This is a genomic window from Metasolibacillus sp. FSL H7-0170 (assembly GCF_038593115.1).
GTDB lineage: Bacteria > Bacillota > Bacilli > Bacillales_A > Planococcaceae > Metasolibacillus > Metasolibacillus fluoroglycofenilyticus.
Map to the genome: position 1 here is coordinate 577,645 of NZ_CP151964.1, position 14,540 is coordinate 592,184.

General features: G+C 37.0%; 10 protein-coding genes and 1 other annotated feature. Of the genes, 2 read left to right on the top strand and 8 right to left on the bottom strand.

The annotated features are described in order from the left end of the window. Positions 1-11 precede the first annotated feature (11 nt). Positions 12-1,685, bottom strand: coding sequence for an arginine--tRNA ligase (gene argS, locus MHH70_RS02660; RefSeq protein WP_107942727.1), 1,674 nt, complete (start codon positions 1,683-1,685; stop codon positions 12-14). 45 nt (positions 1,686-1,730) lie between these two features. Further along, positions 1,731-1,948: a binding site (T-box leader), on the bottom strand. Positions 1,949-1,991: 43 nt separating this feature from the next. Further along, positions 1,992-2,561, bottom strand: coding sequence for a hypothetical protein (locus MHH70_RS02665; protein WP_342472480.1), 570 nt, complete (start codon positions 2,559-2,561; stop codon positions 1,992-1,994). 167 nt (positions 2,562-2,728) lie between these two features. Here MHH70_RS02665 and MHH70_RS02670 point away from each other — a divergent pair, with 167 nt between their 5' ends. After that, positions 2,729-3,193: a hypothetical protein gene (locus MHH70_RS02670; RefSeq protein ID WP_066163151.1), complete on the top strand. Its 465-nt coding sequence runs from the start codon at positions 2,729-2,731 to the stop codon at positions 3,191-3,193. Beyond that, complete coding sequence (locus MHH70_RS02675) at positions 3,181-3,474, top strand: YxcD family protein (RefSeq protein WP_066163154.1); 294 nt, start codon at positions 3,181-3,183, stop codon at positions 3,472-3,474. Before MHH70_RS02670 ends, MHH70_RS02675 begins: the two co-directional genes overlap by 13 nt. 197 nt (positions 3,475-3,671) lie before the next feature. Here MHH70_RS02675 and MHH70_RS02680 read toward each other — a convergent pair whose 3' ends face one another. From MHH70_RS02680 to acnA, 6 genes are all read right to left on the bottom strand, one after another. Beyond that, the gene (locus MHH70_RS02680; RefSeq protein ID WP_342472481.1) at positions 3,672-5,357 is read right to left on the bottom strand and encodes a methyl-accepting chemotaxis protein; all 1,686 of its coding nucleotides are present in this window, start codon (positions 5,355-5,357) and stop codon (positions 3,672-3,674) included. A 377-nt stretch (positions 5,358-5,734) separates the two neighbouring features. Next, entirely contained in the window at positions 5,735-7,936 is a 2,202-nt protein-coding gene (locus MHH70_RS02685) for a 5'-nucleotidase C-terminal domain-containing protein (protein ID WP_066163161.1), read from the bottom strand. Between the two features lie 204 nt (positions 7,937-8,140). Next, positions 8,141-8,785 (bottom strand): S-layer homology domain-containing protein, encoded by a 645-nt coding sequence (locus MHH70_RS02690; RefSeq protein WP_066163163.1) that lies wholly within the window; start codon positions 8,783-8,785, stop codon positions 8,141-8,143. A 136-nt stretch (positions 8,786-8,921) separates the two neighbouring features. Next, positions 8,922-10,280 carry an S-layer homology domain-containing protein gene (locus MHH70_RS02695; RefSeq protein WP_107942722.1) on the bottom strand — a complete coding sequence of 453 codons (1,359 nt, stop codon included), beginning with the start codon at positions 10,278-10,280 and terminating at the stop codon, positions 8,922-8,924. Positions 10,281-11,023: 743 nt separating this feature from the next. Next, entirely contained in the window at positions 11,024-11,524 is a 501-nt protein-coding gene (locus MHH70_RS02700; RefSeq protein WP_342472482.1) for a DUF3267 domain-containing protein, read from the bottom strand. 275 nt (positions 11,525-11,799) lie between these two features. Further along, complete coding sequence (gene acnA, locus MHH70_RS02705; protein ID WP_066163168.1) at positions 11,800-14,505, bottom strand: aconitate hydratase AcnA; 2,706 nt, start codon at positions 14,503-14,505, stop codon at positions 11,800-11,802. Positions 14,506-14,540 lie beyond the last annotated feature (35 nt).

Consider the following 14,540-nt stretch of genomic DNA (forward strand, 5'->3'; position numbering starts at 1 on the left):
GTACTGCCTCCTTACATCTCTTCAGGACTTTCAATACCTAGTAGACGCAAGCTTTCGCGTAACACAATCGCTACACAATCTACAACGGCTAAGCGGGCTTGCTGCAAATCGTCGCCACTCAGCAATTTCGTTTGGGCATAGTATTTATTAAAGTTGCGAGCTAATAGCAAGCTATATTTGGCAATTTGTGATGGATCAGCATCATTGAATGCCTTTTCCAAGTAAGCAGGGAAATCTTGCAATTGTTTAATTAGTGGCCAAGCAGTCTCATCTAGATAGCCTAGCGTTGGCTGTTGCGCTATATAAGCACCTTTCTTTAATAATGTTTGGATACGCGCATATGTATATTGTACATATGGACCTGTTTCTCCTTCAAATGTGACCATGTGCTCGATGTCAAAATCAATATCATGCATCCGGTCATTTTTCAAATCATTAAAAATCACTGCACCAATACCGACTTGCTTTGCGACCTGCTCTTTATTTGCAAGTGTTGGGTTTTTCTCCTCGATATTGTGTAATGCTGCGTCCATCGCTTCCTTTAATACATCGGCGAGCAGTACAACTTTGCCTTTTCGCGTCGACATCTTTTTACCAGCAACGAGCATCATTCCAAAAGGAATATGCTGATAATTTTCTGCCCACTGATGCCCCATTTTCTTTAACACTGTAAATAGTTGTTTAAAATGTAATGATTGCTCATTACCTACGACATAAAAAACCTTCGCTGGCTTATATGTTTCCTGACGATAAATAGCTGCTGCTAAATCACGTGTGGCATAAAGTGTTGCACCGTCATTTTTAGTAATCAAGCATGGGGGCATATCTTCTAACGATACGACCATAGCACCATCCGATTCTATTAATAGCTGCTTTGCTTCGAGCTCGACAACAACACTTGCCATTTTATCATTATAAAATGCTTCGCCATTATAGCTATCAAACGCTACACCGAGCAACTCATATATTGATTGGAATTCCTTCAAAGAAGCCTCTCTAAACCAGCGCCATAATGCATGCGTCTTTGCATCACCATCTTCTAATGCCTTAAATGCCTGGCGTGCCTGTTCATTTAATGCTTCATTTTGCTCCGCCTCCTGATGGAAACGGACATAGATTTTTAATAATTCCTCAATGGGATTGGCCTCAATTGCAGCTTTATTTCCCCATAGCTTATAAGCGACAATGAGCTTGCCAAATTGTGTTCCCCAATCGCCTAAGTGGTTAATGCGCTCTGTTTGATAGCCCATTTTTTCAGCAATATTGGCAAGCGCATGACCAATAACTGTTGAACGTAAATGGCCCATCGAAAATGGCTTAGCTATATTTGGCGAGGAAAAATCAAGTGCAATTGTTTCGTTATTTATTGCGCGTGAGCCGTATTTTTGCTGCTCTGCAAGTATTTGTGTGACAATTTGCTGTGCAATTGGTAGTTGTTGCAAATAAAAGTTTATATAGGCGCCCTCCACCCTTACCTCTTGAATAAAGTCTGCCTGAATGTGCTGAGCCAGCTCCGTCGCAATAAGCGTCGGTGCCTTTTTATATTTTTTTGCTAGTGAAAAGCAGGGAAAAGCAATATCACCTAAATGCTCATGCTTCGGCTTTTCAAGTAATGTCATTACCTCCTGCACAGATAAATCTCCCTGCGATGCTGCACTTAATAAAGCTGCTAACTGTTCTTTCATTTGTGTCTCTCCTTTTCTACATAAAAAAAGCCCTCGTCTCTATAAAATAGAGACGAGAGCTATTAATCCCGTGGTACCACTCTAGTTGTCACATGAAGTGACCGCTTTCTTGTTAATAACGGGGTAGCCTCCCCGATTTACCCTACTAGTCTTTCAGGCAATTTCTCCAAAGTGCGCTTCGCTATTCTTCTTGCATTAGGCTCACACCGTCCCTAACTCGCTTCGCATTGCCAAATAGCTACTGTCTTTTTCATCGAATATGAATATTAAAGTTAGGATTCATTCTAGCAACTAAAAAATTATCCGTCAAGCAAAAAAAGGATTGATTTTCTCCATATCCTGTAACACATTTTTACGATTTGCCATAATGCCTTCAAACCAATTTGCAATAATTTGCTGCAAGCTCAGTTCTATCTCTTCCTTACTGTATAGCGTATGTACTACAGCATCAATGAATTCGGTACGCTCCTTATAAAATTTTACGCGCATTTCAAAATCCTTTCCAACTTCTTTTTGAAATAGCTGTCCTAGGCGAAGTACTCCGGTATTCATTAATTGCTCACCGTATAAAGAAGAGCCGACAATCGAAAGCTTTTGTGCAAAGCTAAACGGCGGTTGTGGGAAATACCCATCCATTAAATGCTTTGTACTCATCGTTATTTCTTTCACTCGCTTTAACTGCGTATCTGTTAATTCACGTGTTTGCTCGAATAAAGGCATTATCATATTCAATTCATCCAAATAGTTTTTTGCTGCTTGTAAACGACTTGGATTTGTCTGCACACCAATGCGTTCGTTGATTTTTTCCGCTATATAAATACGTTGTATGTAGGATGTTAAAAGTATAAGACCATTGTATTGCTGCTGTGCTGACATCTCAATTCCCCCTTAAAAATGGTAGACATATTGTACAACGATACCATATTTCTCAGCGTGAGCATAGAGCTGAATGAAATTGTTAGCGCATTTATTTTTCTTCTAATCGTAATTTTGATATACTATTTCTGTAGAAAATTTTATTGTTAGAATAACGGAGGAAAAACATGAAAAAACTTGCAGCAGTATTTTTAGCATTTACACTTGTCTTTTCGAGTGTAGGCACAACATTATTTTTTGGTGGGGATCATCAAGTAGAAGCAAAGTCCTATAAATCAGGTAAAAAAGGCTTCAAAACTAATAATAATAATCAATCAAATATTCAGAAGAAAGACCAAGAAAATAACTCAACAGTTACAAATCAAAACAATAAAAATAACTCAAATAATGATACAACACAAACGAAAAAAGGTGGCTTTACATCTGGTGGCTTAATGAAAGGGTTATTCATCGGTGGTTTAGCAGGTCTATTATTTGGTAGTTTATTCGGTGACTTAGGTATTTTAGGCTCTATTTTAGGCTTTATGGTTAATGCCGCAGCAATCGCAGTAATTGTTTTCCTATGTATTAAAATTTATCAAGTAATGACGCGTAAAAAGAAAGAAGAGACATCAAAAACATGGAACAACTAACATTGTTTGAGCAAGATTTAATCAATGCCATTTGCCTTTTCCATGCACGCTTTAAAAATACGCAGCCTGAAAATGTAGAAGTAGAGTTAATGTATGACGATTTAGCAGGCTATACGGCTGAGGCCTATGTCAACGGACAAATGGAGCTTTATAATTCAGTAAATTTCGTTACCGCACTGCGCCTCTATATTGACGAGGAGCTACAACGCGATTCAATCAGCGCTAGAATTACCCTCGATATTGACGAAGAAGAAGGTATGATTGCTAACGTTTCATGGTAATCTTATAGGGAACGTCTGAAAAGCAATGCTTTTCAGACGTTCTTTTATATTTATCCTGTTTTATAAAAATCATATTCCTATTGTTTCAAGGATAACTTCCTCTTTACTAAAAAATGCTGATACTATCAATAAAAAGCAAAAATTGTTTGAAAAGCAGTGTCATTGCACACTTTTCAAACAATTTTCACTTTAATTTTTTATATTTTGAATTTCGCAATTGCTTGCGCAAGTTCCTCAGCTTTAATTTCAAGCTCTGTCGATACAGCATTAATCTCCTGAATTGACGCTACCTGCTCACCGATTTGCTGCGCGATTTCTTCTGTATTTCCAGCCACGCCACTTACATTTGATGCTAGCTCTGATACAGATGCCGATACTTCCTCAGTCGCGGCAGAAATTTGCTCTGTGACAGCAGATGCATCTGCAATACGCATTGTCATATTTTCTACAGCACCTGTAATTTGATTAAACGAATCACCGGCTACTTCAATTACTTTCACTCCTGCTTCAACGCGCTGCAAACTTTCCGCAACAGCGCCCTCTACATTTTTCGTTTCATGTAAAATTTCAGATGTTAAATTAACAATTAAATTAGCTGAGGATTTGGATTGCTCTGCTAGTTTACGCACCTCGTCTGCAACGACTGCAAAGCCTTTTCCATGCTCTCCAGCTCGAGCCGCTTCAATTGCTGCATTTAATGCTAATAAGTTCGTTTGATCTGTAATATCTGTTATTACATTTGAAATACTTTGAATTTGCTCAGAATGTGCAATTAATTTAGAAATCAATTCTGTCGTCAGCTTTGTTGAACTATAAATATCTTGCATTTGCTCCTTCGCATCCGCAATTGTTACAAGCCCCTTGCTTGCAACCGCTTGTGTATTTTGTGCTTCATTGTGTACAGTTTGCGTAGATTCAGCAATATTCTGAATTCCAAACGCAGTTTCATCCATTGCTACAGAGGTATCTATTGCAATTTGTGATGATCCTTGTGTGCTTTCTGTAATCTGTTCAATACTGCTGGCAACAGTTGTCGATGTTGATGATACTTGTGCTGTACTTGTTGTCAGTTCTCTCGAAATAACGGAAAGCTGCGCAGCGTTTTGATTGGCTACAGAAATTAATTCACGCAATGAGGATTTCATCACATTAAAGGATGTGGCAATCGTCGCTACCTCATCTTTTGATTTAACTACGACATCATCAACGGTTAAATCACCTGTTGCAATTTGGTCAACAGCGCCCGCTAATTTCTTTAACGGCATAATTACTACTCGAATAATAATAATAACACTTACAATACCTATTACTATACTAATAATTGAAATTGCCATTAAAATAATTGTCACTTGCTCTACTTGCTTACCAGTTTCGAGTTGAGTTTCTGTAAATCGTTCCTTATTATAAACAAGCATTTCATTCGCTGCTGTACTTAGTTTATTATGAACATTACGAACCTCAATATTTAGTATTGGAATTGCACTATCAACTTTTCCATCGTCAACTAAGCTTATTACACGTGCAACTGCATCACTATAATTAGCATTTGCTTCAATTAGCTCAGCTAGTAAATCTTGCATCGTCCCTGGCGAGGCAATCTCTTCTAATCTTTGTAAAGAAGTTGCAATTGCGGTCTGCTCTTTTTCCAAGCTTGATAACGCATCCGAGCCCTTCGCTAATACATATTGTCGTAAAAAAGCACCTTGGCCGCCAACGCTTGATTCGACCTCTGCTGCCAAATAGATTTGCTCTAAACGACTATCTATTAGTTCATTATATCTATTGTTTACATTCGATATTTGTAAATAGCTAAACACCGAAATACCAAATATAATTACGATTAATGTACCTAAAGATATGTATAATTTTTTCCCAATACTCAAACAAAAATACCCCCTTTTTGCGCACAATACCATTATATTCATTTCTTTTATACTATGTCAATGTTGCTATTCGAAAGTTGTAAATTTTCTAGCAATATGGACATGTAACCATTTCGAAAATTATATGACTTTATACTCTTTATAATAGTTCGAAATATAGAATTCTGATAATTTTATCGACAATTAAGAAAAATCAATAAAGGTATTTAATAGTTAAGAAGATGGAACAATTTTTGTTGCGATTGAAATTGTTGTTTTACTTGTTTGAATAAAGCATTGAATTCATGATTTGCTCTCTTAAATAGGGCAAATAAAAAAATTGTCTGAAAAGCAGTGCCTTCGCACACTTCTCAGACAATTTTTTATTTATATTTTAATTATTCTTCAACTGGTTTCCCAAGGTCAATAATGCGTCCCTCAGTTGTTGTTTTAATTTCTTTTAATGAAAGTAATTGCTCGCGGAAGTTTTCCCAGTCGGATAAACCTAGCTCTGTCGCACGCCCTTCATTGTACGCTTTCTCAAATACCGCATAGCTATCTCCACCTTTGGCAGTGTATGCGTTTGTTGCGATAGTATATGTTTTATCATCTTCTAGTGCGACATATTCGCCTGTTGCTTGATCGAAGTACTCAATTGATACAACACGTGAACCCGCTTCTTTTGATGAATCATATTGTAATTTCGCACCTGCAATGTGTAAGAAAGCACCGTTTGCACCTGGTATATCCTTGACAGACCATTCAAATGCCTCTTTCAATTCAGCACCTGTTAAATCCATAATCGCCAATGTATTCCCAAAAGGTAACACTTCAATAACATGACCTACACTAATGTCACCTGCTGGAATTGTTGCACGAATACCACCGCTATTTTGTAATGCCATTACAACCGTTTTATCTGTGTATTGTTGTGCCTTTGCCAGCATACCGTCTGTAATAATATTGCCAAGCGCTGTTTCACTAGTACGTGTTACTTCGCGCTCCCCTACTAAATCTTCTGTAATTGATACACCAATTTTATCATTCATTACTTCATCGACTTTGGCTTTATATGGTGCTAATAATTCAACTAATTTCTCGTCATCGGCAACTTCACCAAGCTTAATTAACTCACCGTCATATTTTGTAATTACACCGTTTTCATCGAAAGTTACGTCAAGCGTTCCTAAATAGTTTACGTATTCATGCGCTTGAACAATTAATGTCGGTGCATCACTTGCAGAATGCTCAGCATCTGGAGTTAATAATTCTGTATGATCATGTGCCCCTACAATAATATCGATACCAGGTACATTTTGCGCTAATACAATATCATTATCAATCAAAGCACTGTCTCTATACCCAATATGTGTTAAGGCAATAATTTTGTTTATGCCCATACCTTCAAATGCAGCTACTGCTTTCTTTGCCTCTTCAATATAGTTTGAGAATGTTACTTCATCCGGTGAAGAGATTCCTTTTGTCTCTTCTGTCGTAAGACCAAAAATCCCAATTTTTTCACCATTGATTTCTTTTACAATTCCATGATATATTTTACCGTTTTCAGGCTCACTTGAGATTAAATCTGTAAACAAACCAGTAAACTTATCATCATTAGAGAAGTCAACATTGGCATCGACAATCGGGAACTTCGCAGCTTTAATAAAATCAACTAATGCTTGATGTCCTTCCGGCGATGCCCCTAAATCAAATTCATGGTTACCAAGAACCATTGCATCGAAGCCAATTTCATTTAATAAATCAATATCAGCCTTCCCTTTAAATTCGCTAAAGTATAAAGTGCCTGTTAACGCATCACCCGCATGCAATGTTAAAACATTTTCCTTCTTCGCACGTTGTTCTTTTACTGCTGTTGCTAATTTAGGTAGTTTATCTGTATGAGAATGTGTATCGTTAACATGTAAAATTGATAAATTAAAAGTATCACCTGTTGTTACTTCTGGTGTTTCCTCAGGTGCTTCAGTCAAAGTGCCTACTGCATTTAAAATAAATGTTGCCAGCTGACCACGTTTTACATTGCTGTCAACACCGAATTCCGTTTCAGAAATACCTTGTGCAATGCCTGCTTCATATAATGCTGTGACAAAATATGCGTAATCATTGTCTGCTGGTACATCTGTAAATGGGCTATCGCCTTCTGCTTCTAAACCTAATGCTTGTGCAATCATGTAAGCCAATTCGCCACGTGTAATTGCCTCATTTGGTTCGATTGTGCTGTCTTCATAGATTTCCATAGCATCAAGCGCTGCCAATGCTGCAACAGGACCGTAATATTGGTGTGATGTTGGAATATCTGCAAAGTTAGGGTTTTCTACGTTTTTCGTATCAAGACCTAATACACCCGCAATAATTTTTGCAGCTTGTCCACGTGTTACATTTTGATTCGGCTTAAATGTACCGTCAGGATAACCGCTAATGATACCTGCTCCATGCAATGCTGTAATTCCTTCATAATGAGCATCTCCCGCTTTTACATCAGAAAAAGTACTCGCTGCTAGTGCTGGTGTTACAGCGACAACAGTAGCTGTAACCGCAACGGCTGCCGTTGCTGCATAAAATTTGTTTCGTTTGTTTTTCATTGGGCAAACTACCTCCATTTTTAGATTACTAAATAATCAGTACATTTAAATTTTACATGAAAGCGTTGTAGAATACTAGATAATTCACAGTATTCTTAACAAAAAAACAACATGCCCGTCATATTAGCATGTTGTATAAATGTATTTTTACATTAATTTAATGGCGTTTGTAGTTATTACTACAGATAAGCTTTCAACATCTCTTTATTTTTCTTTATCAAGTAGTATCATAACATTGTAAATCATTGTTGAGAATTGACCGCGTGTTACATTTTGCTCGACACCAAATTCCTTTGATGAAATGCCTTTAGCGATATTATTTTCATAAATGGCTGCAATGCATTGCTCAAGCGATATGTCTTCAAAGTCGTCGTATGTAATATTGATGTATTTATCATCAGTAAATGGACTTGTACCTTGTGCTTCCAATTCTAACGCTTGCGCAAGCATGAACGCGACTTCACCACGTGTGATTGTTTCATTTGGCTTTACTGTATAGAACAAAAAATCTTCTAGTTTAATAGCTTTGCGCTCCGCAAGTGCCGCAATCGCTCCATAATATTGATGTGTTTTTGGTAAATCAGAAAAGAATGGTTCTTTTACGTTTTTGGTATCAATAGCAAGTACTTTTGTAATTATATTTGCCGCTTGACCACGTGTTATATAATGAGCTGGCTTAAATGTGCCGTCCGGATAACCGCCAATAATTTTTGCTTTAGCAAGTGCTTTAATTGAAATGTAATGGGTATGTTTTTCTGAAACATCTAGGAACGCATTTGCTGCTGATGCAGGTGCTGCAATTGAAATAGCTGCTGCTATCATTATAGCTAAAAACATTTTGCTTTTCATAGAAAACACTCCTTACAATAATTAAAATTTTCCGTCAAAATAGTGGACTGTGACTTCTTTATTTTAATATTTATAGAGGTGAAATGACAACGTAAAGAAGAAGCATAGGAAATCTCCTACGCTTCTTTTAGATGTATTATTCTGCTTCTTCAACCGCAGATAAATCTAATTCATCCAGTGACTTTGCATTTTCTAATGCTTCACTAGGAATTGTAATTGTTGTTACTGCATTGAAATCTGAATATTTCATTGTTGATTTGTTTTTAATATTCATTACAACACCTTCAATATTCATGCCGATACCGAAGTCCATTACCATTTCTTCAATATCAAAAGTTTCTTTATTAATTTTGATTTCATAAGAGAATTTATCGAACTTTAAGTTTTGCATTTCAGCTAGTACTTCCTCATCTAGCCCTAAGTTCATTGCTGACATTTGCTCTTGAACTAGCTCAGTAAACTTATCACCAGTACCTGTTAATGATAAAACATAGTAATCATCAGCTTCTTTAATTGTGAAATCAGTTGCAAATTGTTGTAACATTTCTAATTGCTCAGCAGCATTGATTTGCGTACCAGCTTGTGCCAAGATTTCTTCAAACATGTCAGATGGATATTTAATCCAAGTTCCTGTCATGCCTTCATACATATACATGCCATCTTTTTCAGTCATGTACATCTTTAATGGCATATCAATTGTTTCACCTGTTGTTGGCTCAACCATAGACATCGTTCCTTCAACGAAGAACTGCATAGGTTTGTTAACAATTGACATATTCATTTTTCCAGTAGCATCGACTTTTACTCGTTCTTCACCTTCTTGAATATCCATCGATTGTGTCATTGTCATTGTTGCTTTCATGCTAGTTGTAGCTTGTTGTTTCTCAATCGCTTTTGTGAAAACAGTTTCTAGTAGCGCTGTATCAGCCGTTGTTTGCTCAACAGTAGCTGTATCTTCAGTTGTTGTTTGCTCTTCTTCATCTACGTCATGGCTTAACACTTCATAAATCAATGTTGCAACTTCACCACGTGTAATTGTGTTTTCTGCATTTTCAATTTCGTCCTCTGCATCAACACCAAGCCCTGCTGCTAACATAAACACAAATTCTTCACGTGTAATCGCTTCATTCGGCTCTACTGTATTATCTTCATAATATTCGATACCACCAAGCGCTGCTAATGCTGCGATAGGACCGTAGTATTGATGTGATACTGGAATATCTGCAAAGTTAGGGTTTTCTACATTTTTTGTATCAAGACCAAGTGCTCCAGCAAGCATTTTTGCTGCTTGTCCACGTGTTACGTCCTGTGCTGGTTTGAATGTACCGTCTGGATAACCGCTAATAACTCCAGCCGTTTGCAATGCTGTAATCGCCTCGAAATGTGCATTATCTTTAGCAACATCTGTAAAAGACCCCGCTGCTGAAGCTGGTGCTACTGCCACTGCTGTCGCTGCTAATGAAGCAACCGCTACTGTGTAAAACTTCTTTTTCATTCTAATATATCCTCCTCAAATCAATTCTACCTTAGCTAACCTTACATAGATTATACATAAAGTCGCCAAAGTCTATATCTTAATTTAGTAGCTGTTTGACACGGCTACTGAATAAGAAACAAAATAAGCTTTCATCTATTAAATTATTAGATGAAGGTGTTTCATATGTACTTAGTAGTACAATTTCACTGTACAAAGCTATTTATTAATTAAATCGTATAACTTTCATTTTACATAAATATTGTGCATAAATCCAGAAGTTTGGAATTGTTTTTTACAATTTCGACAAATTTCTTAAAATTATGGCTCGTTTCGACAGAATTTGATTTAGTGAGAAAGTGTATCCATTCATAGCTGATGCCTTGAAACGGAGGTGTCCGAAAAGTCCATTTTGTTTTGCCGCCGCATTGAAATCAATGTTTTCATCGCTTCCCTTTTACTGAAAGATAACACTGCTAAAGCCAATGTTCATCCCATTTTTAAAAGAGGTGTTTTCTGTTTATATGAATCAACATTTTGTGAAACATCATCGCTCCTGTCCAAAATGCCGGCTATGCACGGTTTTTTGGACAGCTCCAACTATTAATCAGAAATATAATTTTATAAAAATATACTGTTTAAAGCCCTTCTTTAACTAAGTTAGCAGATTAGCTTAATTAAGAAACTTCAAGCCTGTCTTAATATATGGATAGGTTTAAGGTTTTTATTTTTTTGTTTCATGGGTTTATATTTATGTAACGATTTTAATACTCTTTAACTCGATAATAGCCTCTGCAAAAAATAGCGTTTTTCGGCTTAATTGTAATCAAAAAAGAATTAATTATATCTGAGGAGGAAATCCATGCGTTTATCCAGCTTACAAATAATACGATTGATTTGATATTACTTGGGACATATAATGACATAATGGCTGGAATTACTGTTAATCCAATAAAAGGCAAACTCATAAAGAGCCAAAACCTCGTTTTGGATAGAATTGCGTTTGTATTGAGCCAAAAAAATATCCCACTAAAAGTTAAACTAATATCGCCCTTTTTGTTTATTGTAATAATATGAAGACATTCGTGAATGATGAAGACAAAAATACCGATTATAATGAGAGTAAAAATATTAATCTGAGTGAAATCTGTTTCGAAGAAAAAAGGTATTAGAAAAATGATGAGCTGAAGTAGATATACAAACTTCATATAATGTTTACGATACCAATTATTTTGTATGAACGGAGTCCAATCTGAAAAATTCATATCTGTTTGTGGTAAGTGCCGAAACCAATAAATTATAACAGTCCCTCCTTAAATCTTTTTAGTTTTATTTGCAAAAAAGCACTAATTCATCCTATTTATTTTAACATAAAACTTTATAAAAATAATCAAAGCACAATTGATTTTTTCCCACACACAATCGAAAACGTTATATGCTCCCTCTTTAACTAGCAGGCATTTTTATAAAATCATAAAAGCTGTCTGAAAAGCAGTGCTTTCGCATGCATTTCAGACAGCTTTCTTAATGTTTCATTTTATTACTCAGCTGCTTTTGCGCGAAGTACCATTTGTAGGATACCACCATGACGGTAGTAATCTACTTCTACTTCTGAGTCGAAGCGAGCTAATGCATCGAATGTTTTAACAGTACCATCTGGAGATGTAGCTGTAACTGTTAAAATATCACGTGGCTTCACTGCATCTGTAATGTTTACAGAAATTGTTTCTTCACCAGTTAAGCCTAATGAATCAGCAGAATCACCATTTAAGAATTGTAATGGTAACACACCCATCATTACTAAGTTAGAACGGTGAATACGCTCATAGCTTTGTGCGATAACTGTTTTAATACCAAGTAGGAATGTACCTTTCGCTGCCCAGTCACGAGAAGAGCCCATACCGTAGTCGTTACCAGCAAGAACCACTAAGCCAGTGCCTTGCTCTTGGTATTTCATACATGCATCATAAATGTACTCTACTTCACCTGTTGGCCAGTACGTAGTGAAACCACCTTCTGTACCTGGAGCGATTTGGTTGCGAATACGGATGTTCGCGAATGTACCGCGCATCATTACTTCATGGTTACCACGACGAGAACCGTAAGAGTTGAAGTCGCGAATTGCCACACCGTTTTCGATTAAATATTTACCTGCAGGTGTATCTTTACCGATTGCACCAGCTGGAGAAATATGGTCAGTCGTAATTGAATCGCCAAATTTCGCCATTACACGTAAGTCATTAAGACCTTGGATTGCACCAGGTTCTTTTGATAGACCCGTGAAGAATGGTGGGTTTTGGATATAAGTTGATTTTTCATCAAATGTATATAATGATTCAGTAGAAGTTTCAATTGCATTCCAAGCTTCGTTCGCTGTAAACACAGTTTCGTATTCTTTTTGGAATAGCTCACGTGTTACAACTTCGCCTAATACTGCATTTACTTCTTCAGTTGATGGCCAAATATCTGCGAAGAATACATCGTTGCCATCTTTATCTTTTGCGATTGCATCTTTTTGTAAGTCGATATCAACTGTACCAGCTAATGCATAAGCTACTACTAATGGTGGTGAAGCTAAGAAGTTTGCTTTTACTAATGGGTGAACGCGTCCTTCAAAGTTACGGTTACCAGAAAGTACAGAAGTAACAAATAAGTCATTATCTTTAATTGCATCTTCAATTTCAGGTAATAATGGACCTGAGTTACCGATACATGTTGTACAGCCGTATCCAACTGTGTTAAAGCCGATTTCGTCAAAGTATTTTTGTAAGCCAGATGCTTCTAAATAGCCTGTTACTACTTTAGAACCTGGTGCTAAAGATGTTTTAACCCATTTTGCAGGTTTGATACCGCGCTCTACTGCTTTTTTCGCTACTAAACCAGCTGCGATTAAAACGTATGGGTTAGATGTATTTGTACAAGATGTAATAGCTGCGATTGCTACCGCACCTGTTGGAATTTCAACATCACCTTCTGCAAATTTCGCTACAGAAGTTTTAGCAAACTCATCTTCAGTTAAGCCGAAGCCTTGAGTACCTTGTGGTGCTACTACAGAGCTACGGTAAGTTTCCTTCATTTTTGATAAAGGAATTAAGTCTTGTGGACGTTTTGGACCTGATAAGTTTGGTTCGATGTCCGCCAAGTTTAACTCAATTACATCTGTGTAAACTGGGTCAAGCTCAGGGTTAAACCACATATCGTTTGCTTTTAAGTAAGCTTCAACTACAGCGATATGCTCTTCATCACGACCAGTTAAACGCATATAGTTTAATGATTCTTCATCAATTGCGAAGAACCCACATGTTGCACCGTATTCTGGCGCCATGTTTGAAATTGTTGCACGGTCAGCTAATGGTAATTTTGTAATACCTGAACCGAAGAATTCTACAAATTTACCTACAACGCCACGTTGACGTAAGACTTGTGTTACTTTTAATGCTAAGTCAGTTGCTGTTGCACCGTTTGGTAATTCACCAATTAATTTCACACCAATAACTTCTGGAATTGGGAAGTATGAAGGTTGGCCAAGCATACCTGCTTCTGCCTCGATACCACCAACACCCCATCCAAGAACGCCAAGACCGTTAATCATTGTTGTATGAGAGTCAGTACCTACTACTGAGTCTGGGTAAGTTTCAAATGTACCATCTGTATTTTCTTTTACGTGTACAACTGGTGCTAAGTATTCTAAGTTTACTTGGTGAACAATCCCTGTTGCTGGTGGTACAGCACGGAAGTTGTCATAGGCAGTTTGTGCCCATTTCAAGAAGTTATAACGCTCAGCGTTACGCTCGAATTCTAAGTCCATATTCGCTTTTAAAGCGTTAGCATTTCCGTATTTGTCAACTTGTACAGAGTGGTCGATTACAAGATCAACTGGAATTGCAGGGTTAATCTTTGCAGGGTCACCGCCCATTTCTTTCATTGCTGAACGCAATGATGCAAGGTCAACAACTACTGGTACACCAGTGAAGTCCTGTAAAACTACACGCGATGGCTTGAATGGAACTTCAGCTTCCGTATTAACATCTTTGCCCCATTTTGCTAACTCATTAACATGCTCTTCTTTGATTACATAGTTGTCATATTGACGTAAAACAGATTCTAATAATACTTTAATTGAATAAGGTAGGCGTGAAACGTTTGCAATACCCGCTTCTTCAATTGCAGATAAACGGTAGTAATTATATGTTTTACCATTTACTTCGAACGAAGCGCGGCTGTTGTGTAAATTCTCTTGTGCCATTGTTGTTCCCCCTATATTTTCTTATTTGAAAAGAT

Coding starts and splice junctions, on each gene's coding strand:
- argS (WP_107942727.1), bottom strand. CDS start 1,685: ATGAAAGAACAGTTAGCAGCTTTATTAAGTGCAGCATCGCAGGGAGAT.
- MHH70_RS02665 (WP_342472480.1), bottom strand. CDS start 2,561: ATGTCAGCACAGCAGCAATACAATGGTCTTATACTTTTAACATCCTAC.
- MHH70_RS02670 (WP_066163151.1), top strand. CDS start 2,729: ATGAAAAAACTTGCAGCAGTATTTTTAGCATTTACACTTGTCTTTTCG.
- MHH70_RS02675 (WP_066163154.1), top strand. CDS start 3,181: ATGGAACAACTAACATTGTTTGAGCAAGATTTAATCAATGCCATTTGC.
- MHH70_RS02685 (WP_066163161.1), bottom strand. CDS start 7,936: ATGAAAAACAAACGAAACAAATTTTATGCAGCAACGGCAGCCGTTGCG.
- MHH70_RS02690 (WP_066163163.1), bottom strand. CDS start 8,785: ATGAAAAGCAAAATGTTTTTAGCTATAATGATAGCAGCAGCTATTTCA.
- MHH70_RS02695 (WP_107942722.1), bottom strand. CDS start 10,280: ATGAAAAAGAAGTTTTACACAGTAGCGGTTGCTTCATTAGCAGCGACA.
- MHH70_RS02700 (WP_342472482.1), bottom strand. CDS start 11,524: ATGAATTTTTCAGATTGGACTCCGTTCATACAAAATAATTGGTATCGT.
- acnA (WP_066163168.1), bottom strand. CDS start 14,505: ATGGCACAAGAGAATTTACACAACAGCCGCGCTTCGTTCGAAGTAAAT.